General features: G+C 55.3%; 21 protein-coding genes. 5 read left to right on the top strand and 16 right to left on the bottom strand.

From position 1 onward, the window contains the following. Window positions 1–323 precede the first annotated feature (323 nt). Window positions 324–1244, top strand: a complete 921-nt coding sequence (locus CJP46_RS00285) for a cation diffusion facilitator family transporter (protein WP_094593624.1) — start codon at window positions 324–326, stop codon at window positions 1242–1244. Between the two features lie 54 nt (window positions 1245–1298). Here the strand turns inward: CJP46_RS00285 and CJP46_RS00280 are convergent, their stop codons facing one another. The 14 genes from CJP46_RS00280 to CJP46_RS00215 form a co-directional block, all read right to left on the bottom strand. Continuing rightward, window positions 1299–2462, bottom strand: coding sequence for a DUF2264 domain-containing protein (locus CJP46_RS00280; protein ID WP_094593623.1), 1164 nt, complete (start codon window positions 2460–2462; stop codon window positions 1299–1301). Between the two features lie 83 nt (window positions 2463–2545). Next, window positions 2546–4348 (bottom strand): S9 family peptidase, encoded by a 1803-nt coding sequence (locus CJP46_RS00275; protein ID WP_094593622.1) that lies wholly within the window; start codon window positions 4346–4348, stop codon window positions 2546–2548. Between the two features lie 244 nt (window positions 4349–4592). Continuing rightward, a complete protein-coding gene (locus CJP46_RS00270) occupies window positions 4593–5552 on the bottom strand; it encodes an L-threonine 3-dehydrogenase (RefSeq protein ID WP_094593621.1) in 960 nt (319 codons plus the stop codon). A 40-nt stretch (window positions 5553–5592) separates the two neighbouring features. Beyond that, window positions 5593–6786 carry a glycine C-acetyltransferase gene (locus CJP46_RS00265; protein WP_094593620.1) on the bottom strand — a complete coding sequence of 398 codons (1194 nt, stop codon included), beginning with the start codon at window positions 6784–6786 and terminating at the stop codon, window positions 5593–5595. A 298-nt stretch (window positions 6787–7084) separates the two neighbouring features. Continuing rightward, window positions 7085–8365: a Gfo/Idh/MocA family protein gene (locus CJP46_RS00260; RefSeq protein WP_094593619.1), complete on the bottom strand. Its 1281-nt coding sequence runs from the start codon at window positions 8363–8365 to the stop codon at window positions 7085–7087. Window positions 8366–8430: 65 nt separating this feature from the next. Continuing rightward, complete coding sequence (locus tag CJP46_RS00255) at window positions 8431–10059, bottom strand: extracellular solute-binding protein (protein WP_094593618.1); 1629 nt, start codon at window positions 10057–10059, stop codon at window positions 8431–8433. 61 nt (window positions 10060–10120) lie between these two features. Continuing rightward, on the bottom strand, window positions 10121–11005 hold the full coding sequence (locus CJP46_RS00250; RefSeq protein WP_094593617.1) for a carbohydrate ABC transporter permease: 885 nt from the start codon (window positions 11003–11005) through the stop codon (window positions 10121–10123). A 14-nt stretch (window positions 11006–11019) separates the two neighbouring features. Further along, window positions 11020–11979 (bottom strand): ABC transporter permease, encoded by a 960-nt coding sequence (locus CJP46_RS00245; RefSeq protein ID WP_094593616.1) that lies wholly within the window; start codon window positions 11977–11979, stop codon window positions 11020–11022. A gap of 568 nt (window positions 11980–12547) precedes the next feature. Beyond that, window positions 12548–13585, bottom strand: a complete 1038-nt coding sequence (locus CJP46_RS00240; RefSeq protein WP_094593615.1) for a LacI family DNA-binding transcriptional regulator — start codon at window positions 13583–13585, stop codon at window positions 12548–12550. 185 nt (window positions 13586–13770) lie between these two features. Then, a complete protein-coding gene (locus CJP46_RS00235) occupies window positions 13771–14484 on the bottom strand; it encodes a GntR family transcriptional regulator (protein ID WP_094593614.1) in 714 nt (237 codons plus the stop codon). Between the two features lie 10 nt (window positions 14485–14494). Then, on the bottom strand, window positions 14495–15511 hold the full coding sequence (locus tag CJP46_RS00230; RefSeq protein WP_094593613.1) for a sugar kinase: 1017 nt from the start codon (window positions 15509–15511) through the stop codon (window positions 14495–14497). Next, complete coding sequence (gene dagF / locus CJP46_RS00225; RefSeq protein WP_094593612.1) at window positions 15504–16259, bottom strand: 2-dehydro-3-deoxy-phosphogluconate aldolase; 756 nt, start codon at window positions 16257–16259, stop codon at window positions 15504–15506. The genes CJP46_RS00230 and dagF overlap by 8 nt, the downstream gene beginning before the upstream one ends. Before the next feature lie 3 nt (window positions 16260–16262). Continuing rightward, window positions 16263–17366, bottom strand: coding sequence for a DgaE family pyridoxal phosphate-dependent ammonia lyase (locus CJP46_RS00220; RefSeq protein ID WP_094593611.1), 1104 nt, complete (start codon window positions 17364–17366; stop codon window positions 16263–16265). Continuing rightward, complete coding sequence (locus CJP46_RS00215) at window positions 17344–18444, bottom strand: amidohydrolase/deacetylase family metallohydrolase (protein WP_094593610.1); 1101 nt, start codon at window positions 18442–18444, stop codon at window positions 17344–17346. Before CJP46_RS00215 ends, CJP46_RS00220 begins: the two co-directional genes overlap by 23 nt. Before the next feature lie 333 nt (window positions 18445–18777). Here CJP46_RS00215 and CJP46_RS00210 point away from each other — a divergent pair, with 333 nt between their 5' ends. Next, the gene (locus CJP46_RS00210; RefSeq protein ID WP_094593609.1) at window positions 18778–19281 is read left to right on the top strand and encodes an RDD family protein; all 504 of its coding nucleotides are present in this window, start codon (window positions 18778–18780) and stop codon (window positions 19279–19281) included. Between the two features lie 82 nt (window positions 19282–19363). On the opposite strand, the gene CJP46_RS00205 is transcribed toward CJP46_RS00210, so the two are convergent. Both CJP46_RS00205 and CJP46_RS00200 read right to left on the bottom strand, forming a co-directional pair. Continuing rightward, window positions 19364–20017 carry a deoxynucleoside kinase gene (locus CJP46_RS00205; RefSeq protein WP_094593608.1) on the bottom strand — a complete coding sequence of 218 codons (654 nt, stop codon included), beginning with the start codon at window positions 20015–20017 and terminating at the stop codon, window positions 19364–19366. After that, the gene (locus CJP46_RS00200; RefSeq protein ID WP_094593607.1) at window positions 20004–20642 is read right to left on the bottom strand and encodes a deoxynucleoside kinase; all 639 of its coding nucleotides are present in this window, start codon (window positions 20640–20642) and stop codon (window positions 20004–20006) included. Before CJP46_RS00200 ends, CJP46_RS00205 begins: the two co-directional genes overlap by 14 nt. Before the next feature lie 219 nt (window positions 20643–20861). Here CJP46_RS00200 and CJP46_RS00195 point away from each other — a divergent pair, with 219 nt between their 5' ends. The 3 genes from CJP46_RS00195 to CJP46_RS00185 all read left to right on the top strand — a co-directional run bounded on the left by CJP46_RS00195 (window position 20862) and on the right by CJP46_RS00185 (window position 22776). Further along, the gene (locus CJP46_RS00195) at window positions 20862–21278 is read left to right on the top strand and encodes a BlaI/MecI/CopY family transcriptional regulator (RefSeq protein WP_094593606.1); all 417 of its coding nucleotides are present in this window, start codon (window positions 20862–20864) and stop codon (window positions 21276–21278) included. 3 nt (window positions 21279–21281) lie between these two features. Next, window positions 21282–22118: a M56 family metallopeptidase gene (locus CJP46_RS00190; RefSeq protein WP_094593605.1), complete on the top strand. Its 837-nt coding sequence runs from the start codon at window positions 21282–21284 to the stop codon at window positions 22116–22118. Window positions 22119–22221: 103 nt separating this feature from the next. Next, window positions 22222–22776, top strand: coding sequence for a DUF2231 domain-containing protein (locus CJP46_RS00185; RefSeq protein ID WP_094593604.1), 555 nt, complete (start codon window positions 22222–22224; stop codon window positions 22774–22776). Window positions 22777–22904: the final 128 nt, after the last annotated feature.

Genomic DNA, 22904 nt, shown 5'->3' with positions numbered 1-22904 from the left:
GGAGAAGGCAAATGCCATGGGAGGCTTTTGTTCTGTGGCTTGATCCGGAAAATGGGAATATGATGTATATGATTCCACCTTTTTCCGAATACTTTTAACTCGGAGGACTCCCGGGCCGCAGTATTGTCGTGTCATGCCAGGGTCACCTTGTCCACGATTCATGTTTTTAAGTCATAGGAATCGTTTATTTTTTGGTTATATAGAATGAACTAAAGAAATGAATGTTATAGACCTCTATCGGGCCGTTGTAACAGGAAGTTCAATGCAAAAGTTTAGTTCAATCTATTTATAGATGGAATAAACCCAGGAATGGAGCGAGGAGACTGGAATCCGTGGCCAGCAAATCAATATTGGCGGTATGGGTCAGCCTCGTCAGCAATGTGCTGCTGACCCTTCTCAAAATCTTCGTCGGGCTGTTATTCGGCAGTAAGGTTCTCGTAGCCGACGGAATTCATAATGCAGGCGATGTCGTGGCGACGGTTGCGGCACTCACCTCGGCCATGGTATCGCGAAAGCCGGCGGATGAAGATCATCCCTACGGACATGGGAAAGCGGAAGCCATCGCATCGGGCATCGTAGCGATTATTCTCGTCATGGCGGCGCTGTTGATGGTGTATAAATCGATCGAGTCGCTGTTCGTTCCCCCGGCAGAAGCCAGCTGGATCGCGCTCGCGGCCGCGCTGATTTCCCTGATCTGGAAGCAGATTCTGTACATGTACTGCATCCGGATCGGCAAGGCCGAGAACAGCCGCAGCCTGATCGCCACGGCCTACGACCATATCGCGGACGTCTACGCTTCCGCGGCTGCATCCATCGGGATCGGCATCTCGCTGATTGGTGAAGCCTATCATATCCCTTACACGGAATACGGCGACCCAGTGGCCGGGATTATCGTATCCTACCTGGTGATCCGTCTCGGGTACAAAATGGGACGGGAGTCCGTCGATATTCTGATGGACAAGAACATCACGAACGAGCAGCTGGCCATGCTGAGCTCGATCATTTACTCCGTTCCCAATGTGAAGCGCGTCGACAGCATTCGTGCCCGTGAGCTCGGCAATGCCATTATCGTTGATGTCAAAGTCAGCGTCCCCAACCATCTCACCGTACAGGAGGGGCATGATGTCAGCCGGGAAGTGAAAAAGACGATCATGGAGCGCATGAAGCATGTGGCCGACGTTATGGTTCACCTGAACCCGTGGTACGAAGACGGACAAGAGGCTGTCCCCGCCAGGCCGAAATAACCTGGAGGACAGCCTCTTCGTGTTTGAACAAATCCTACTTTGAAATTGGGCTGCTTAATGCCCAAGCGCGTGGTCGATTCGGCCATGCCCGCCGCCCCAAATCCGTTTGGAGGTCCACTCGGCTTCGCCCTGCCAGAACGGATCGCTCTCCGGCAGCGCGAGGGGCAGCAGAACGGTCGCGCATAAATACAAGCTGCCCGTTGAGATATACCCCTCGCCCAGCTCCGGCTGGTGTCCGCTAAGGCCAATCCGCAGCCAGCCCTCGGCGTCGTACGTCCCGGCCGGCTCGAAGCAGCGCTTCATGACGGCCGTCAGCGCGGCTCTCGCCTGGGCCGCTTCCAGCCCTTCCGGCAGCCGCCGCTGCCAGGCCAACTGGGCCAGCAGATGAAAGGCGCCCGTCCGGTAGCTGATGGACCGGCCGAGCACCGGGAAGCTGCCGTCCGGAGCGACCATGCGCTCCAGCTGCTCCGCGTACCGCTGCGCCCGGACCAGCGCCGGGCCCTTGTGCGCCTCCCAGTCCGGCTGCAGCGCTCCGGCGTGATCCAGCACGTCCAGCAGCATCGGGTGGATGACGAAGCTGTTGTAGTAATCGGCGTGGTAAGCAGGCCCGTCGCCGTACACCCCGTCGCCCGCGTACCACTGCTCCAGCTGCTTCAAGGCGTAATCGATCCGCATCGGATCCCAGTCCCGGTCGCCAAACCGGGCCAGAGCCGTCTCGATCACCGCCGAAAACAGCAGCCAGTTGTTAAAGAACGGCTTGCGCGTGCGGGTCAGCTTCCAGGTGGAGAGCCATCTTTGCTTCTGCTCGTCCGTTAACGGATCCCATAAAACATGGGGCGCACGAAGAAAAGCCTGGCACAAGAAGGCTGTGTCCACAATGGGCTGATGCCCCTCGCCAAAGTTCAGCACGTCCGGGGATGCCGGGTCGCAGGCATGCTCCAGCGCTTGATGCGTCAGCTCCAGCAGCTCGGAGCGCAGCCGCTGCTCCTCCGCGCTTCCTCCCTCGGCCCCGAGCCAGGGGGCGATGCCGTCCAGAAGGCGGCCGAAGGCTTCCAGATGGGTGTAAGCCTCCCGGCCTTCCCCGCTGCTCTCCACCGGCATCTCCGCGCGCAGCCTCCCTTCCGCAAGCCGCGCCAGCATCGGACGCGCCCAGCGTTCCAAATGATGCAGCCAGTACAGCCGATCTTCCCTGCCTGCTTGTTCTGTTTGTCCCGACATTTCGGTGTCTCCTCTCCCGGCTTCACAGCCGGCTACGTTGATGAATCCCCGCAATCCCCTCGGCTTCGAGAGTCCTTCTCCGCTTATTCCTGGCAGCGGTTCATGAACTCCACCATACGGGTGTACGCGATTTTTTCGTTGGCCTTTTTGGTCATGCCATGCCCCTCGTCCTCAAACACGATATACTCGACGTCGCGACCCTTGGCCTGCAGCGCCTCCACGATCTGGTCGGATTCCGCCTTGACCACCCGGGGATCGTTGGCCCCTTGAATGATCAGCATCGGATTGACCATCTGGTCCAGATACGTAATCGGCGAATCCTTGACGAACCGTTCGCGGTCGCGTTCCGGATCACCGAGCCAGCGCTCCATGATCGACTTCCAATGGTCCGGCACGGAATGGTAGAACGTGAACAGATTGCTTACGCCGAAAATATCCACGGCCGCCCGGAAATAGTCGGGATTGCGCCCGGCCAGCAGCAGGGTCATATATCCTCCGTAACTGCCGCCGACCACGAACAGTTTGTCTCGGGAGGAGATACCCTGCTCGAACAGCCACTCCATGCCCGCCAGGCAGTCCTTGCGCGGCCCTTCGCCCCAGTCCTGCTCCACCAGCTTCACGAACGAGCTGCCATAACCTGTGCTGCCGCGGAAGTTCGGGCAGAAGATGTTGTAGCCCTGCGCGATGATATATTGGAACATCGACCGGAACTGCTTCCGCTCCGCGGCCTGCGGCCCGCCATGCGGCCAGAATACGGTATACCCGTTGGCCGCATCCGCCTTCGCCCGGTACAGAAGCGCCTCAATATCCATCCCGTCAAAAGATGAATAAGTAATCACTTCGGGAGCGGACAGATCCTCCTCGGTCAATCCCGTCAGCACGTTTTTCGTCAGCATCGTCCACTGCCCGTCTACATAACGGTACACATTCAGCGGCTTGACGGCGCCGCGGGCGAGCACGTACAAGTTCCCTGAGCGGGTTACGGTCAGCTGGTGCACCAAATCGGCGGGCAGCGGAATCGGAGTCAGCTCGCCGGTGTCCAGAGCATAGGCGTACAGCCGGTCTTCGACCCCTCGGCCCGTCACCAGATACACCGTCCGCGACTCCCGATGAAGACGGATCAGCTCCACGCTTTCCCGCTCGATGTGCAGCCGCTGTTTAAACGTGCCCGTCGTCAGGTCGAAGGAAGCCAAATAAGCAAATTCAGCGTCATAGTCAGTGGCAAAGACCACCTGCTCATCATCCAGAAAATGAACCTCGCCCGCGTTATGAACTCGCCCGGGATCAGGCGTCAGGCATAGATCCTCCTCGTCCCCTACCCGACGCAAATAACTGACATTGTATGTATTGGCATAACTCTTGGTGTAAGCGAAGGTCCGCTCATCCGGGCTGACGGCGTCAAGACTGGTCGTTGTTTCTTCGCCTTGCAGGAGCAGCCGGTCTTCCCCCGTATCCAGACGGTATACCCGGGAATTCAGGAACATCGGGTTGTCACGGGACGTGCTGTAATACAGGCGATTGCCGTCTTCGGACAGATGGACGAAGTAATGCTTCTCGTCCGGTGCGCTCTCCGGAAACAACGGCAGCGGCTGTCCGCCGTTCCACTTCAGCGCATGGAATTGATAGTTTTCGTCGCCGTCCCGGTCAAACGCCGTCAGCAGATGCTTCCCTTCCGGGTCCGGCTTAATAAAGCTGGCCATTTGATCGTTGTACGTCAGCGGGTACGGATACGATGTATCCCCTTTCAAGTCCATCGCCCACACATTGAATTTCCCGCTCAGGCTGGCGCTGAACACAAGCCGTGATTCGTCAGGGCTCACCCCGAAGCTGCTGATGACATAGCTCTGAAAAAACTGCTCCACATCCGGTTTTGGAAATGAAATCATGCCCTAGCCTCCTTTGATTAGGCAGGCGCTGCAGCGGTGCTTCATGTTGGCCGCGCCTGTGCTCTTCCTACCCATTATATCGAAAAAAAAGCCGGAGGAAGGGAGATTGTACGTACTTTTTTTCGCAAAAAAAATAGCCTCACCCTCAAGGTCCATGCATCCTTGTGCATCCTTCCTTGAGGGTATGGCTTTTTTGTCACAGCTATAAAACATCATCAAGACATCAAGATATCTTTACCTTGAATCAGGCTTTGCGGAGCAGTTGTCTTCCGCCGAGTTGACCTAGCATATCCTTCGTCATGGCGTCCAGGTCGTAACGCGCCCAGAATCCCCATTCGGCCTTCGCTGCCGAAGCGTCGATGGAATGCGGCCAGCTGTCCGCAATCGCCTGCCGCTTCGGATCGACGGCGTAGTCCAGCGTGAAGCCGGGGATCTCCTTGCGGATCGCCGCGGCGATCGCTTCGGGATCTACGCTCATGGCCGTCACGTTAAAGGAATTTCGGTGCGTCAGCCGTGATGAGTCAGCCTCCATCAGATCAATAATCGCGGTCAACGCATCCGGCATATACATCATATCCATGTTGGTGCCTTTGGCGATATAGGACGTGTACTTGCCGTGGGTGACGGCTGCGTAATAGATCTCCACTGCATAATCCGTCGTCCCGCCACCGGGAGGCGTCACGTATGAGATCAATCCCGGAAAACGGAGGCCCCGCGTATCCAAACCATATTTATGAAAATAGTAATCGCACAGCAGCTCGCCGGACACCTTATTTACGCCGTACATCGTGTTGGGGCGCTGAATCGTATCCTGCGGTGTGTTGTCCTTCGGCGTCGACGGCCCAAACGCCCCAATGGAGCTTGGCGTAAAGAACTGGCATTTCAGCTCCCTGGCCACCTCCAGTGCATTCATCAGTCCGCCCATGTTCAGATTCCAGGCCAGGAGCGGCTTCTCTTCGGCCGTTGCCGACAGCAGTGCCGCCAAATGAATGATCGTATCGACTTGATATCGCTTGGCGATTTCATGCATCGCTTTGTCATTGGTTACGTCCAGCAGCTCGAAAGGACCCGTCCGGGTAATTTCGTGTGCAGACGAACGCAGATCTGTCGCAACGACCGCGTCGTTGCCGTATAGTTCACGCAGCTTGGTAACCAGCTCGGAGCCGATTTGTCCAAGCGCCCCTGTCACCAGAATCCTTTTCACGCCTCATTCCTCCTTGGATGATTCTCACTAAAAATACGGTTTATCCGATCAGGTTCATCTCTTTGCCGACTTTTTCGTACACGGCAATGACCTGCTCCAGCATTTCCTTCGTATGCGCGGCCGTCGGCATGTTGCGGATCCGGCCCGTTCCCTTCGGAACCGTAGGGAATACGATCGATTTCGCGTAGACGCCTTCCTCTATCAGCCGTTTGCTGAACTGCTGCGTCTTTACTTCGTCTCCGATGATGCAAGGGGTGATCGGCGTTTCGCTCTGCCCGATGTTATAACCTAGAGCACGCAGTCCGTCTTTTAAGAAACGGCCGTTCTCCCACAGTTTGTCGATAAGCTCCTTGTCGTTCATCAGAATGTCTACCGCCGCGATGCAAGCCGCAATGACCGCCGGAGGCTGGGATGTCGAGAACAGGAACGGACGGCTTCTCAGCTTCAGCCATTCGATCAGCTGCTTCGAACCGGCGACATAGCCGCCCACGACGCCAATGGCCTTCGACAGCGTACCGATTTGAAAATCGATCCGGTCGGACAGTCCGAAATGCTTGACGGTGCCCGCTCCTTCGCCCAAAACGCCGGATCCATGTGCATCGTCAACATACGTAATGAGGTCAAATTCCTCGGCAATCTTCACGATTTCCGGCAGCTTGGCGATATCGCCGTCCATCGAGAACACGCCGTCCGTGATCACCATGATTTTGTTATATAAGCCGGATTCCTTGGCCGCTTTCGCTTGGCGTCTCAGATCTTCCATGTCCGAATGCTTGTAGCGGATCACTTTCGCTTTGGACAGCCGGCAGCCGTCAATAATGGAGGCGTGGTTCAGCTCATCGGACAAGATGGCGTCGTTTGCGTCCATCACCGCAGAAATGGCGGCCATGTTGCAGTTAAAACCCGATTGGTACACAATGACGGCTTCCGTATGCTTGAACCCGGCAAGCTTATCCTCCAGCTCGATATGAAGATCCAGCGTACCGTTGATCGTTCTGACGGCACCGGCTCCCGCACCGTGCGTCTTGGCTGCCTGCACCGCCGCGTCGACCAGCCGGGAATCGGTGGCGAGCCCCAAATAGTTGTTAGAGGAAAGGTTAATCAAGGACTTTCCGTCAATTTGGATCAACGGGCCGTTCGGTCCCTGAACCGTATCAATCACGTTATACAATCCCTTGGCTTTCAGATCCTCAATGTTCGAGCTTAGAAACAAGTCCAATGCCTGACTTGCCATATCAATCCCTCCTCAATATACATACGTCCTCTCTTGGTGGACAATTAAAATCCGCTTCATCCCTTGTTGTAAAAGGCTGTAATTAACTTTAATTTATCATCTTTTAATTGTTTTGTACATCCACTGAGGACAAAAAATATTTTAGTTCTTACGAAATGAAGTGGGAGCTGGGCCGATTGAGAGCTGAAATGAAAAACAACTAAACCCGAGGTATTCGGGGTTTAGTTGTTTTCTGGGTTTGCCGTTCCACAGGAAAACAGGACAGCGATGACTTGTTACCGCACGCTTACTTCATCGCCTATTTCGGCTGCTCTGCCGCTTGCTTCCTGGTCTTCCATTCCACTGCAAATTCATTCAAATCGATCGATTTTCCTTGATGCAGCCGCGATTCTTCCGCCGCAAACGCCATCAGATGGCTGCGCACCGATGCGCTTGCCGAAGTCAGGCTCTCCTGACCGTTGTAGCCGCGGACTTCCTTGAGGAAGCTGCGGACGATGCCGCTATCCCCGCCGCCGTGGCCGCTCGCCTGGGACGGGATGGCGATTTCCGTCTGCTGATGAGTCAGAAAGTCGAAGACGGTGATCTTCCCTTCCTCGCCGCGGAGCTCTCCGCGCGTGCCCATGACCTGAATCCGGCGCTCCTGCTCATAGGTAAAGCCGCACATGCTGAAGATCGCTGTGGCCCCGCCTTCAAACTCCATATTGACCACCTGGTGGTCCACGACGTTGTTGTCGCTGCGGTATACACAGCGGCCGTAGTCCGTTTCACGGAGGCCTTGGATGATGCTCGCCTTCGTCAGCTCCGGCGTAAAATGTCCGGCCCAGCCCTTGTACCGTTCGCTGAGGTAGAACCTCGGTGCCGAATACGGGCAATCCGGCTCGACGGCACAGTCCAGGCAGCGATCGGCCGCACCTTCCGGCGCATGGCCTTCATGGAAATGCATCAGGGAGCCGTACGAGCTCACCCGCATGCACGGCTTATCCATAAGCCAGGACAGCACATCCATGTCGTGGCAGGATTTGGCCAGAATCATCGGACTGGCCTTGTCCGAGTGATTCCAGTTGCCACGGACGAAGCTGTGGGCGATATGCCAGTAGCCCACGTTCTCGTTCAGCTGGATCGAAGCGATTTCGCCGATCGCCCCGCTGTCGATCACCCGCTTGATCGTGCTCCAGAACGGCGTGTACCGCAGCACATGGCAGATCGTCAGCAACCGGTTATGATCCCTGGCCGCCTGCTCCATGTCCAGGCATTCGCCCGGATCCGGGGACATCGGCTTTTCCAGCAGGACGTGATACTTTTGCCTCAGTGCCTGCATGGTCGGGCCGTAATGCATCCGGTCCTGCGTGCAGATGACGGCGATGTCCGCCATCCGTTCCGCGGCGAGCAGCGGCTCCCAGGATTCGTAGCACCGCTCCGGGCCAATGCCGTGCTTCTCGGCAAAACGGATCCGCCGCACCGGGTCCGCCTCGGCCACGGCCACGAATTCCAGCTCATGCGGATAGTCCAGCGCATATGGGGCATAGCCACCAGCTCCGCGTGCGCCCGCGCCGATCAGAATCGCTTTCAGTTGAGTCATATCTTGTTCGCTCCTTTGAGGTCACTATATAAGTTGAAAAATTGAAATCAACCTATATATTGCATTTATTTCGAATAACGGTCCGCCGCCGACTGATAAATGGCGATGTAGCGGTCCAGGCCCATTTTTTGCAGCGTGGACACGTACGAATCCCACTCGTCAAAGGAAGCGTTACCGGAGATGAATTTGTCGCGCATTTCGTCGACATAGGTCGTAATATCCGTCTGGACGCCCGTCAGGTCGGCCTGCTCCTCGGCGGTGAAGTTGAACGGCGGCCAGATTTGATCCTGCGGCACGACGTTAGGCTCCGCTTTTTTGGCATTGTCCACGGACGTCGGCAGCCCTTCGGCTCCTTTGAAGTACTTCTGGGTAACGAAGCCGGGATAATAGCCGCCTGGCCAAATCAGGTACTGCCCAACCGCCTGGTCCAGATTCATGCCATTCGGATTGTTCTTAATATCGTCCACATAGTCCACGCTGCCGTCCGCGTTTTCATTGTAGGTTTGGTCTTTCCAGCCCATAAAGAACATTTTGATGCCTTCGTCGCCGTAAAAATAGTCCATCCAGCGTATCATCGCCTCCGGATGTTTTGCTTTATCGGTCAGGACAAACATCCCGATGTTGCCGAGCGGCGATCCGGTCGCGCTGAACATTTGGTCTCCATGCGGCCCCTTCAGCACCGGCAGCCCGACATACCCTTTTTGGTTGTAAATCGCCACCGGGTCAACGTTATCAACCACCCCGATCAACCCTTCCATCCCCTTCGCATCCACTTCGGTGCTCTTGACCGACATGATGTCCTGTTCCAGCAGGCCGTCCTTGTAGAGCTTGTTGACGTACTGAAGCAGCTCTTTATACCGCGGATCGGTCGGGATAAAGCGGACTTTGCCGCTGTCTTGATCCGTATCGACATAAATGTTCGAGGTTCCGTGGTTGTTCAGGCCGAAAGAGCCGCGCAGGTAATTTACCAGCCCTGCCGCTCCGACGGCGCCCCAAGCGATTTCGTCCTTCTGTCCGTTGCCGTTCGGGTCGTTCTCCTTAAACGCCTTCAGCATGTTATAAAAATCGTCCAGCGTCTGCGGCTCCTTCAACCCCAGTTTGGTGAGCCACTCCGATTTCACCCATGGCGTGCCGTACAGCACGGACTTGAATTCCGGATCGTACAGCGTCGGTAAGCCGTAAATGTTGCCGTCCGGCATCGTAATCCCTTTTTCGATGATCGGATACTTCTCCATCAGCGCTTTAAAGTTGGGCGCATATTTGTCGATCAGGTCGTTAAGCGGAAGAAAGGCGCCCTGTTTACCGTATTTGAGCAGGTCGGCCCGGGGAAAAGCGGAGGCGTAGAACATCTCCGGGTAATCGCCGCCGGCCAGAAGCAGATTGCGCTTCTCCGCCAGATTGTCCTTCTGGACCGTGTCCCACTGGACGTGGATGTTGGTCATTTTCTCATATTCCTGCCACAGCTTGATGTTGTTCCAGTCGGCATTGGCGAAAAACTTGCCCGCAAAAGCAGTCACCGTCAGCTTGTCGTTTACGATCGGCATCCCGGTCTCATTGATCTGTCCCCCGGCCGATCCCCCGCCTTTCGATTCCGCGGCTGCGCCGCCTTCCTTGTCCCCTGAGCTGCAGCCCGCCGCCAGCGAGACCGTCAGCACGCAGGTCAGCAGCAGACTCCCCCATTGCTTCAGCTTCATCCATGATTCCTCCCTTTGATCTGATTCCAACCACGATTCCATCATTTATCCATGCAAGGAATTATCCTTTGATGGCTCCGATCATGACGCCTTTGACAAAATAACGCTGCAGGAACGGGTACAGCACAAGCACCGGAATGTTGGCCACCACCAGCACGGCGTATTTGATGCCTTCCACCTCGCGCTGCTGCTTGATCGCCGATTCGGTCGACATTTTGACCATGTCGTTCGTCTGCCCCTGGATCAAAATTTCACGGAGCACCAGCTGCAGCGGGAACTTATCTTTGTCCGTCAGGTAGAGCAGCGCGTTAAAAAACGCGTTCCAATGGCCGACTGCATAGAACAAAATCGTCACCGCAATGATCGGCATCGAGAGCGGCAGCATAATCCGTGTCAGAATTTGAATGTTGGAGCACCCGTCGATCGTCGCCGCTTCCTGCAGCTCATGCGGAATGGACTGCTGGAAGAAGGTCCGCATGATAATAATGTTCCAAATGGAAACTGCGTTCGGAATAATCATGACCCAGAGGGTGTTCAGCATGCCGAGGTTCTTGATCAGCAGGTATGTAGGGATCAAGCCGCCGCTGAAAAACATTGTGAACACCAGCAATGCCATAATGGCGTTTCTTCCGACAAAATCGCGCCGGGACAACGGGTAGGCCGCCAAAATCGTCATGACGAGATTGATTGCCGTCCCCAGGGTCGTGTAGATGAGCGTGTTGGTAAAGCCGCTGATGATGTCCTTGTTCTGGAAAATTTTCTCGTATGAGTTCAGGTTGATTCCCTTGGGCCACAGCAGCATTTCACCGCGCAGCACCGTCTGCGGGTCGCTGAACGAGGCGCTGAGCACAAACACCAGCGGGTATAGCACCACCAGCGTGACCACGATCAGGACGAAATAGTTGATGACGTTAAAAATGCGGTCTCCCTTGGATTCGATAAGCATGCCTCATGCCTCCCCTACCATAGACTTGTCTCGCTGATGCGCCGGGAAATCTGATTCACGACGACCAGCAGCACGAAGTTGATGACGGAATTGAACAATCCGATTGCGGCGGAAAAGCTGTATTCGGCATTCTGGATCCCGCTGCGGTATACATAGGTGGCGATGATGTCGGAGGATTCCAGATTCAGATTGTTCTGCATCAGCAGCACCTTCTCGAACCCGACACCCATGATGCTGCCGATGTTCAGAATCAGCAGGATGACGATCGTTGGCATGATGCCGGGGATATTGATGTGCCAGATCCGCTGAAGCCGGGTGGCTCCGTCGACGCGGGCAGCCTCATGCAGCTGGTTGTCGATCCCGGCCAGGGCGGCCAAATAAATAATCGAGCTCCAGCCCATCGTCTGCCATACGTCGGACAGTACATACAGCGACTTGAACCAGGCGGGTTCGGTCATGAAATTGATCGACTTGCCTCCGAACAGCTGAATCGCATGATTGATCATGCCGTAGCGGGGCGACAGAAAAATCATCATCATGCCGACGACGACCACGGTAGACAGAAAGTGCGGCGCGTAGGTAACGGTTTGTACGAATTTTTTGAATTTCTCGGCCCTTACCTCGTTCATCAGGAGAGCGAGAATGATCGGGATCGGAAAACCGACGACCAGGCTGTACAGGCCGATACCCAGCGTATTTTTCATCAGCCGCCAGAAAAAATAGCTGTGGAAAAAACGCTCAAAGTGGTCAAACCCGACCCATGGGCTGCCCCAAATGCCTTTGGTCGCGATAAAGTCCTTAAAGGCGATCTGGATACCGTACATCGGAACGTATTGGAACAGGATGTAATAAGCGATCACCGGGGAAATCAGCAAATAGAGCTGCCAGTTCCGGTAGATCCGGTTCCACTTCCACGCCTTGCGTTTTTTGCCGGCTGCCGTCTGAACGGCAGGCTGTACATGAATGTCAGCCAAAGGACATCACCTCGAATGAAGGATAGATAATCACTGGCCCCTGTTGAGCTGGGGATCACCAACATATGATCAATTTTTGTGTAATATAAGATGACACAAAAACGACTGACACTGAGTTTGGAGATGTTTCATGTTTACGAAAGGATTGGTTTGGATTATTTTTGGATAAATTATCGGTGATTATTTGGATAATATTTGGAGCTATACAATCATCTATTGGATAAAACCGGGAGTGTCCCGGGGAGCTATCATTAAAGGGAGGAATGACACCATTTTCATAATTCCTTTATTTAAAGCAAATGAAAACGCAATCATATAGGGTGTGGTTTGCAGATAGTTTGGATTCTTGCCCATCCAAAAGATTGAAAACGGAGCCAAACTTTGTTTAATTTTTCCCCATCATAATATAGCTTTTTGGGGATGTCAAACATTATTTTGGAATGTTTTGGTTTGAAAACCACTCCATTTTTGATTAAAAATGCAAAAAAGCACCCGCTGGATCTAATCTCCAGCCGATGCCACCTACAAAAATACGCTATTATTATGTAATATATTCAAACATATAATGTCAACTTCTGCTGTAACTGGACGACTCCCTAACGATTAACGAACAGGACAGCAAAATTTTGGTTCCTGCGGGATAATGTCCGTCCAAATAGTCGGCAATCGATTTGGCGGCTACCCGGCCGATTTCGTGTTTAGGCACCGAAACTGAGGTTAACGGAGGCGTTGTATATTGGGCGACATCGATATTGTCCATGCCAACGATAGCGATGTCCTGCGGAATCCGGCCTTGATGCTCCACAACGGCCCGCATCGCCGGGATCGCCAGCATGTCGCTGGCGCAAAAGATGGCCGTCGGCCATTCCGTTTTCGGAAGCCGGCCCAGCAGTTCGCTCATTCCGCTGTAGCTGCGGTCCACGTTCCAGCCCGTATTGATCAGCCAGTCCTGACGCAGTGTAAGTCCCTCCTCAAGCATGGCGAATTTATAACCGACAAAACGCTCCTCGCTCTCCATCTGCCTGGAATAGGCAGGCCCGCCGATAAATCCGATCCGCGTATGTCCCTGTTCGATCAAGTGGCGCACGGCCGCTCGCGAGGAGAAGATCCGGTCGCAGTCCACGACGGGCACCGACAACCGGTCGTCGTTCAGGCTCACGCCCAGGATAGCGATCCCTTCCTTCTGAATCAGGCCGAACAGCTCCTCGTCATACCAGCTGATCGCAACAACGCCCTGCGCACCGGTTTCCCTCAGCATCTGCTTCAGTCTCTCGGCATCCGAGACTTCCTCCGATGTGCGAACCATCGCCGGCGGCTGTCCCATCTCTTCCATCTTTTCATGGAAGCCGGCCAGCACCTTGGAGAAATACGGATGATCGTCCATCAGATGCTGGGGGACGATGCAGGCGATCCGCTTCGTCTCCACGGCCTGCTGCACCGTGCCCTTCGGCGACCCGTGCATTTTGTACCCCAGCTCCTGAGCCGCTTCCCGGATCTTTTGCTTCGTTTCCTCGCTGACCGGCCGGCTTGTGTCATTGCTGATTGCCCTTGAGACGGTGGAAATGGACACGCCCACCCGTTCGGCAATATCTTTTAGCTTCGCCAATCGAAGTCCCTCCTTTGCAAATTTTGGCTCCAAATTTGACAACCGCAAACTGATCATATCATAATCCCGCGGATGCGTGGCGTCAAAATTTAATGGCGGCGGCACCGCCATTAAATAAGGACCAAAGGCAAAAAAAGCTGTTCCCGGCACGGATGAATCCGCTTCAAGAACAGCCTAAAGTACCGCTATCTGTCGTAGGTGACTACATAGTTTTGAAGGCCGGTATGATAGTATCCGATGCTGTATTCGATCACCTGGCCCAGCTCGTCATAGGAGTAACGCAGCCTCTTGAGGACCGGGGTTCCCCCGTCCAAACCGAGCGTCTTTTGCACATGTTCCGGCGGAACGGCCACCGTAAATTCATCCCGCAAATTGCCGAGGGGAATATCCCTTCCCTCGAGCCACTCGTACAGGGACATGGCGTTCAGGTCTTCCATATCCACCTGGCCGGCATCCGGGGTCACATAATGCGTGTAATAAATGTACGGCCGGTCATCCAGGAAATACACCCGTTCCAGAACAAGGCTGGTCTCACCCAGCAGCCGCCAAGCTTCCGAGGATTCGTCATTGGTGACGCGCTTGACCTGAAGCCACAGCTTCCGGATCTGATGCCCTTCCTCCACCAAAACTTCCGTGAAATGCTTCCACTTGGCCAGCTTGGATACCGAGGTGTTGCGGATAACCTTCGTTCCCCGGCCGCTGCCCTTCTCGAGGAAGCCCTCGCTGACCAGCTCCGAAATGGCGGCCCGGATCGTAATTTTGCTGACCGCAAATTCCTTCTCCAGCTGCGGCTCCGAAGGGATATTCTCCCCTTTGGGATACACACCGTGCAAAATCCGTTCCTTCAAAATATGTTTGATTTGTATGTACAACGGCCTATCTTTGCGGGATAAGCTCACAGCAGCTCCACTACCTTTCTACGTCACCTGCGGATGCCGTCATCGCCTTAAGAATGTCCTGCGCGGTGGACATCGGCGTATCGCCCGTTACCGTATGGGCGAGCATGCCGGCGGCCGCCGCATAACGCACCGTCGTCTCCGGCGGCAGACCTTCCAGCTCGCCATGGATGATTCCGCTGGCAAAAGCATCTCCAGCCCCTATTCTATCATAGACGGCGAACGTCAGCAGGTCCGAATACGCAAATTGTCCGCCGCTAAACACAAACCCTTGCAGCGAATGGGTATTGTCGCCGTTCACGAAGCGGTGGGTCCCGGCGACCATGCGGATGCCGAACGTCCGGGCGGCAAGCGGAATCAGCTCTTCCAGCTGCTCCCGGCGCGCTTCCTTCTCCGTATGGAGGCCAAGCGTCAGCATGGCGTCCCGCTCGTTCATCAGGACGACGTCCGACAGATGGAGCATCTCTTCGTAATGCGGTCTTGCCCGGTCATATCCGTCTTCCCCCCACAGGGATGGACGGTAGTTGCAGTCAAAGATGACCGTGCCGCCCTGCTGCTTCACCGCCCGGGCGAGCGCCTTCATATGGGAGCGCACCCCGTCGTTCATGGCCAGGGTGATCCCGCAGAAATGAACGGCGTCCACCCGGCCCGCAATATCAGAGAAATCGTACGTTCCTTCTAGGGCGGTGTTGAAGCTGCTCTCCAGCCGATTTGTATAGGTAACCCGGCTCGGCCGGACACCAAAGCCGTTCTCGAGAAAATACATCCCGAGGTACTTGCCGCCGCGGCCAGCATAGGAGAGGTCGATACCGAGCTTGCGGAGATAGGCCGCCGCCGCATCGCCCAGCGGATTGTCCGGCAGGCGGGTCACGAGCATGCCGTCGTGCCCCATACGGGACAGCGCAGAAGCCACATTGACCCCGGTGCCGGAGAACGTGTAATGCAGCGTCCCCGACTGGGACAGCAGTTCAACGCCCGGAACCGTCAGACGCATCATCACTTCCCCGAAAGCCGCGATGCGCTTAGGCATAATTATCCGCCAGCTTCTTCATGATTCCGGTCAATGTCCGCACATGCAAGATGTTGGTATTGCCCGAATCTTTATCGATGATGGAGGAGTACACATGCGGAATCACCTGCGGCACGCCGCCCTCCAGCGCGATGCGCAGGATCGCTTCGAAATTGTCCATGTCGATACCGCCGGTCGGCTCCAGGGCAAAGCCTTCCGCGGCGCATGCCTTCACGACCTCACGATACTCGTCCTCGCGGGATAGCCCCTGCATCGGGAAATACTTGAGCGCATTCCCGCCCATATCGCGAACCAGCGCGATCGCTGCTGCTACGGGAACGATGGCGGGCTCGGATTGCGCGGCGCTGAACGGGCCGGTCGAAATATTAACATAGCCCGGGCGGCCGCATGGCGACACGAGGCTGTTGATCCAGCTGTCCTTCGCCCCGAGATTCGCCCGGGTCGCGCCGACCGCCGGGAACACCTGGTTGATGTGGCTTCCGGGGTAATGCTTCGCAATTTCCGCCACGACCGCAGCCTGGCGGTTGTCCCCGGCGCCAAGCCCGATCGACACCGCCTCGTCAATAGCCTCGCCGTACTGCTTCATCGCCGCTACGGCTTCTTCCACGCTGGCGTAGTTTTTGGACAGCACGCCGACGAGCACATGGCCTTCGGCCGCTTCAAAAATTTCCTTGGCATTCGCGATATCCTTCGCCAGTACGTTCAGGGCGACGCGGCCCTTATACCATCTCTTTTCTATATGGGACATCTTTTATTTTCCTCCTGTCAATTCACGGATTCGTGATTCAATCACGGTGATGTCATCACCCATCAACGGCCTCGGATCGATATCGAAATACCCCTGTCTTACGCCGTAATCCCGGGTATAAACCGCAATGCCGCCCTGCCTCAAGCCGTCGTTCACATCCTTGGCGGTCGTTCCCGCCTGCTGCGGATCGATCTGCACGCGCGCCCGGTAGATCGCCCGGCCGGCCTCATCCTGCACGATCGTCACCCGGACCCCCGGAACGTCGTTCAGCGGCATCAGCGCCTGCAGCGAAGCCTTCTCCTGTTCGCTCCGGTCCGCTTTGGTCATATATTCGTCCAGCGCTTGCAGCAGGCCGAACGAGGTTTCCTTGCCCACCTTCATGCTTCGTCCGATGCCGTGCAGCTGGACCTTTACCCACTCGATAAATTCCCGTTTACCGGCCACGATGCCCGACGTCGGGCCTTCGATCGCCTTGGAGCCGCTGTAAATGGCCAGGTCCGAGCACTTCACGTACTTTTGGATGTCCTCCTCCGCCGCGGCGTCCACGATCAGCGGAACGCCGGTCCGCTTGGCGACTTCCCACGCTTCTTCAACGGAGATCATGTTCTTTTGTACGGCATGATGCGATTTTACATACAGAATGGCGGACGTCTTGTCCGTCACCGCGTCTTCGATATGCTCCGCACGTCCCTCATTCGCATACCCAACCTCGACCAGCTTGCCGCCTCCGAGGTAGACCATCGTTTCCACCGGAGCGCCGTATTGCACGTTATGACCCTTCAGAATGATAATTTCGTTTTTCCCGATCGACTCCTTATGCAGCTGTTCGCTTCGGCGCCGGTTCCCCTGCGTGACGATGCCGGCCACCGACAAGGCGATGCCGCTGGATGCCGAATTGACGATGACCGCCGCCTCCGAGCCGAGAACTCCGGCGATGTAATCTCCCGCCTTGTCCACCAAGTCGGCGATTTCCACATAGCTCTGCCCGCCCTGCTTCATCGCTTCCATGACCGTGTTCGTCGGCGCGGACACGCCAAGGATGCTCATCCGTCCGCTGGCGTTGATGACCCGCTTGAGCCCATACTTAGAAAATAATGAATTCCCCATGAATGACCACTCCTTTGGTAGTAATGACTTGCTCAGCCGTTCTTTGCACGCCCTCGGAATCTACAAGCTGCGCGGGTTCGCCGCTCACCGTAAACAGGCTTAAATTCGCCGCGTCCCCGACCTGAATCCGTCCAAGTTCGGGCCGGCCAAGCCACTGCGCCGCACGGACCGTGACCCGGCTAATGGTTTCCTCTAGAGAATACCCCAGGCTGAGGAACTTGGAAAGTACATTTGCCAAGCTGTACACGGGACCGTTCAGCCGGTTGCCCCGGTAAATATCCGTGCTGATCGTATCCGGATGAATTCCGTGCCGTTTCGCATCTTCAGCCACCTGGAAGGAGAAGCTCGCGGTCCCGTGCCCCACGTCCAGATGGACGCCGCGCCGCACGGCATCGGTGAGCACTTTCAGTGGGCGGCCGTCTGCGTCAAACAGATTGTTGCTCTTGCCGTTTAAATAGTGGGTGATGATGTCGCCCTTCTCCAGAAGGGGAACCACGTCCCGGATATCCGGCGGCGCCGAGCCGATGTGCACCATCAGCGGCAGGCCGGTATCGGCCGACAAACCCCGGGCAAGGCGCAGCGGTTCAAGCCCGCTCTCCTTGACGACGCTCCTGCTGATGCGCGCCTTCAGCCCGACGATCAGCTCCGGATAGGCCTGCACCGCCTCGATCACTTTGCCTCGGTCGATCCATTCCAGCCGGGACAGTTCATCCACCCGTTTCAGACCGATCCGCGAAATGTTCAGGAAGGCGAGCAGATTCGTCTTGGCCGCACGTTTGCTCGCGGCCAGGTCAGCAATCCGGTCGGCCCCGCAGCTTCCTGCATCGACGATCGTCGTGACGCCCTGCTTGACGCCGATTTCGTCGATATCATCGCCGTAAGGGTCAAATTCGGGGAAGGCATGCACATGCATATCGATCCAGCCGCTCGACACGTAAGTGCCGCGGCCGTCCCAAACGGCGTCGCCTCTCCCCTCACCGGCAGCCGTAATGCCGGCTATGACGCCTTTAGCTATGACGATGTCGATCTCTTCTCCGCTCACAAGCTTCACTTGGCGGAGTACGGTAGTTTGCTCCATGTCATCACCTTCTTGATTATAACGTTATAATGTTTAAGATAGCACGGAAGGATCCCTAAGTAAATATAACATTATAATGTTTAAGGCGAACGACGTATTCCAAAAAAATATGGATGAAGGTTGTAGATCCGCAGCCTGCCGTCATAGATAATAGGATATGAATATTGACGATCGACGTACATTCTATGAAGCCAAGTCGCATTAAGCGGTAGTATTTCTTGCGGTATTAGGAAGCCCCGTCTCCGAAGTTTTTACTTTCTTATATCTGAAACGAAGCGTTTCCGATGGAACCGCCGTAATAAACTCCGTACGATACGGAAAGGGGAAACGGTCATGAAACTGACCCTAGCAAGGCTTACGGCCTACGGGCTGGATTTTATCATGCTTGCGCTCGTGCTCGTCGGCCTCCAGCTGGCGACCTATGAGCTGACTGGAGGATTCCCATTTGATAGGCTGGTTAAGGGCTATCAGATCGAATGCTGGGTTCTCGCCACGATGTCTTTCCCCGTGTGGATGTATTTTATCGTGACGGAGTATTTTTTCGGCGCCACATTAGGCAAAAAGCTGCTGCGACTCTCGGTGGCCCGCAGGGACGGAGGACGCATTTCCTTCATCCAAGCCGCCGGCCGGACCTGTCTTAAACTGCTGCCGTGGGAGCTGACCCATCTGATCATCTTGGTGCCGGACCCTTGGTGGGACATCCAAGAGCCGCCGGTTCCCGCTTTGATCCTGATTCCGAATGTGATGATTCTGCTGTACATCGTGTTCCTGCTGCTTAACCAAGGAATGCGGGCGCTTCATGATGTTCCCGCCGGCACTTCCGTCCGCCACCGGTGAAAGAGCTGCACAGCTCCGCTGAACGTTTATCATCTCAAAAAAACGGGCCATACCGCATGGTATGACCCGTCTTCCTTTGCTGCTATAGTCTTGCTGGAGAGCTGGCGATCGTTCGGCCCACTTGCGTCAAAATGTCGGACATGGACCGGGGATCGTGCACGTCATAGTCCTCGATGTTCAGGCGCAGAACCGGGCAGGCATGAAATCCGTTAATCCAGGCGGAATACCGTTCATGCATTTCTTCCCAATAAGACACGTCGGTCTGGATCTCCATCTCGCGGCCGCGCATCCGGATTCGGGACAGAATGGACGGCAGGCTCCCTTCGATATAGATCAGAACGTCCGGATGCGGAAAATAAGGCGTCATGACCATGGCCTCGAAAAGGCTGGTATAGGTACGGAAATCCGTTTCCGACATCGTGCCCTTGTCCGCATGCATTTTGGCGAAAATCCCGGTGTCCTCATAAATGGAACGGTCCTGGACAAAACCTCCCCCGAGTTCGAACATGCGCTTCTGCTCTTTAAACCGCTCGGCCAGGAAAAAGATTTGGAGATGGAAGCTCCAGCGCTCAAAATCATGATAGAACTTCTCCAGATACGGATTGTCGTCCACCTGCTCCAGCGAGGTTTTAAAGCCGAGCGAACCGGCCAGCGCCGCCGTCAGCGTCGATTTGCCGACGCCTACCGTACCCGCCACCGTAATGACCGCATTATCCGGGATATTATATGGATTCATACACAAGCTCCTTTATTTGCGAGGCTATGGTTTCAAATTGTTCCTCATTTTTGACAAAATCTACTTCGTCTCCATGAATCGTCAGCAGCACCGTCGATTCGCCGTCCGTGCCGGCGCTAAGCGTGTCCATCGCGGCATCATAATCTTCGATCAGCTGCTGGAGATAGGCCGGATCCATTCCTTCTTCAAAAGGGCGGCCCCGCCGGGCGATCCTTTGCATCAGCGTATCCAGGCTTGCCCGAATATAGATAATGACGTTCGGCTTCGGCAGATCGCCGGTCAGCACCTGGTAGACTTGCCGGTACTTCTCCCGCTCGACGCCGTGCAGCGTTCTTTCGCTGAAAATTAAATTTTTATAAATATGATAATCGGAGATGACCGGCTTTCCCTTGCCGATATAACCGTTCACCGTATTGGTGAGCTGCTTGTACCGGCTGCACAGAAAGAACATTTCGAGCTGAAAGCTCCAGTCGTCCATATTCTCGTAAAATGACTCGATAAACGGATTTTCCTCTACGATTTCCTTCACCACCGGAAAGCCCAATGTATTTGCCAGCATCGCAGCCAGCGTGGTTTTCCCCGCTCCAATGGGCCCTTCCACGGCGATAAACGGCACCTGTTTCATGAATGGTGTGACTCCCTCCCTACGGTATGCCAAAAAAAACGACTTACCTATTGTATCACAGCATCGTCTGTTTGATAGAAGAACATTTCTTGAAATCATAACCTTCAACGGCTCAGGCATACTGAGGCCACTGAAGACCCGGTCGGCCAGTGCTCCGGTCCTTGTTGACGAGCATGCCGACATAACACTATAATTTGTAGTGTAAAGGGAGTGCGCTGTATGAAGATGAACAAGTTTAATTATCAAGGACGGGGATTGGAGCGATTCTTCGGACCGCTTGAAGCCAAGGTCATGGAAGTGATCTGGAGCCGCCTGGAGGCGGTGACCATCAAGGAAGTGAACGCCAAGATCAGCGAAGACAAGCGCATGAGCTTCAACACGATTATGACGGTCATGAACCGGCTCGTCGACAAGGGTGTTCTTCAGAAGAAGCTTCAGGGCAAATCCTACGTGTACAGCCCCGTTCTGACGAAGGAACAGTTTCTGGAAGAACAGTCGAAAGAGCTGTCCTACGACCTGGTCAAGGAATTCGGTTCCCGGGCCGTCGCCCATATGATCGATGCGATGGAACAGGTGGACCCTGACCTGCTAGACCAGCTTGAGAAGCAAATCAAACAATGGAAAAAGGATCGGTAAGCCATGTGGGAAAAGCGATCGAAAGGGATGCTCGCCTTTGTCATGCTGACGGCCGTGTTGGTCTACGCGCAGATGACGCTGTTTGTGGTTCAGTTTATTTTCCATGTCCGCATGCCGGTGAACCTCTTTAATGTCTGCATTGAATTTTTGCGCTTTATCGGGTTCCCGGTCCGGATCAATGTCATGCTGTTTTTGCTGCTTACCTCGCTCCTGCTATCGCTTGCCGTCTGGCTCCGGGAAGGTATCGCTTCGATCCGCTGGAGAAAACTCCTGCATCGCTGCCTGGATCCCGATTTGTCGCAGGCGATCGGCGAAGAGCACGGTCTTGGGCACCAAAACTTGACCGTGATCGATCACCATGATCAGGTCGCCATGACGGTCGGACTCCTGCGCCCCCGCATCGTGGTGTCGACAGGCCTCATCTGCGAGCTGAGCGAAAGCGAGCTTGCGGCCGTCATGGCTCACGAGAAGTACCATTTGAGCGAGAGGCATCCGCTTAAAATTTTTCTGCTGACGCTGGTCGGCACCACGTTCTGGTACATACCGATCTACCGCTGGCTGATCGGCAAATACAAAATGCTAATCGAGCTGATGGCCGACCGGCAGGCCGTTCGCGCCACCGGGAGTATCGCCGATCTTGGCAGCGCCCTGCTGGTTATGCTGAAGCGGGAGACATCCGCCCCGCCGGCTCCGAGCAGCGCCTCGTTTGCCGACAATGCGATTAATCTGCGCCTGAAGCTGCTGGTGGATCCGCACTTTAAACCGCCGCTGCGTCCGCCGCTCATCCCCTGCATCGTCTCTCTGCTAGCATTCGTATTCGTCGTATTTGGCATAGGGTGATGCCGTAAAACAACGCCTTGCCGTTTCATATCAGGCAGCGGCGTTTTTTCGGAATATAAAAACTACATAATGTAGTGTTACTTAAAATTGAGGAGGAAATGAGATGAATTACTTATGGGATAACAAGCATTTTATTATTACGCATTTCCCGATCGTGCTCCTGCTGTTCAGTTTGCTGTTCGATCTGGCCGCACTGGTCTGGAAAAAACGCGAGTGGCATTCCGCCGCCCTCATCTGCCTCGTCATCGGCACGATCAGCACGATCGGTGCGGTACTGACCGGACCGAAAATGATGCGCAATCCGAACGTGGAGACCCATGAAATGTACGGGGTCTATACGATGTATTTGGCGATTGCGCTGTGCATCGTCCGCGGCGCGATTTTGCTCTGGAAGAAACGGGATATCGGCAGAAACCCGCTCTACCTTGTTGTGACCCTTGCAGCCGTTGTGCTTGTCATGTATACCGCTCATCTCGGAGGAGAAATGGTGCACCGCCCGTTCGAGCCCGGGCAATTCCCTCAAGGACAAATGGGCGGCGGCCAAGGCCAGGGCGCGCCTGCCGGGATGCCGGGCGGACAAGGTGCGCCCGACGGCCAGGGCGGTCAGCCGCCGGCAGACGGAACTTCCGGCTCTACCGGTTCGGACTCGGCTGGGTAGATCCTCCTTTTTTCCCCGCTGCACTCCCCTTTTTACGCTCTAAAACAGCAAAACAGCGGTCCCCGGCGGTACAGCCGGGAGAGACCGCTGTTTTTGTATGATCATTCATGCCGAACTCGGGACTTCCG

The organism is Paenibacillus sp. XY044, from assembly GCF_002257645.1.
In the GTDB taxonomy this organism is placed as follows: Bacteria; Bacillota; Bacilli; order Paenibacillales; family Paenibacillaceae; genus Paenibacillus_AQ.
The sequence above is the reverse complement of the archived record's forward strand: the minus strand, read 5'-3'. Positions and strand labels throughout refer to the sequence as shown.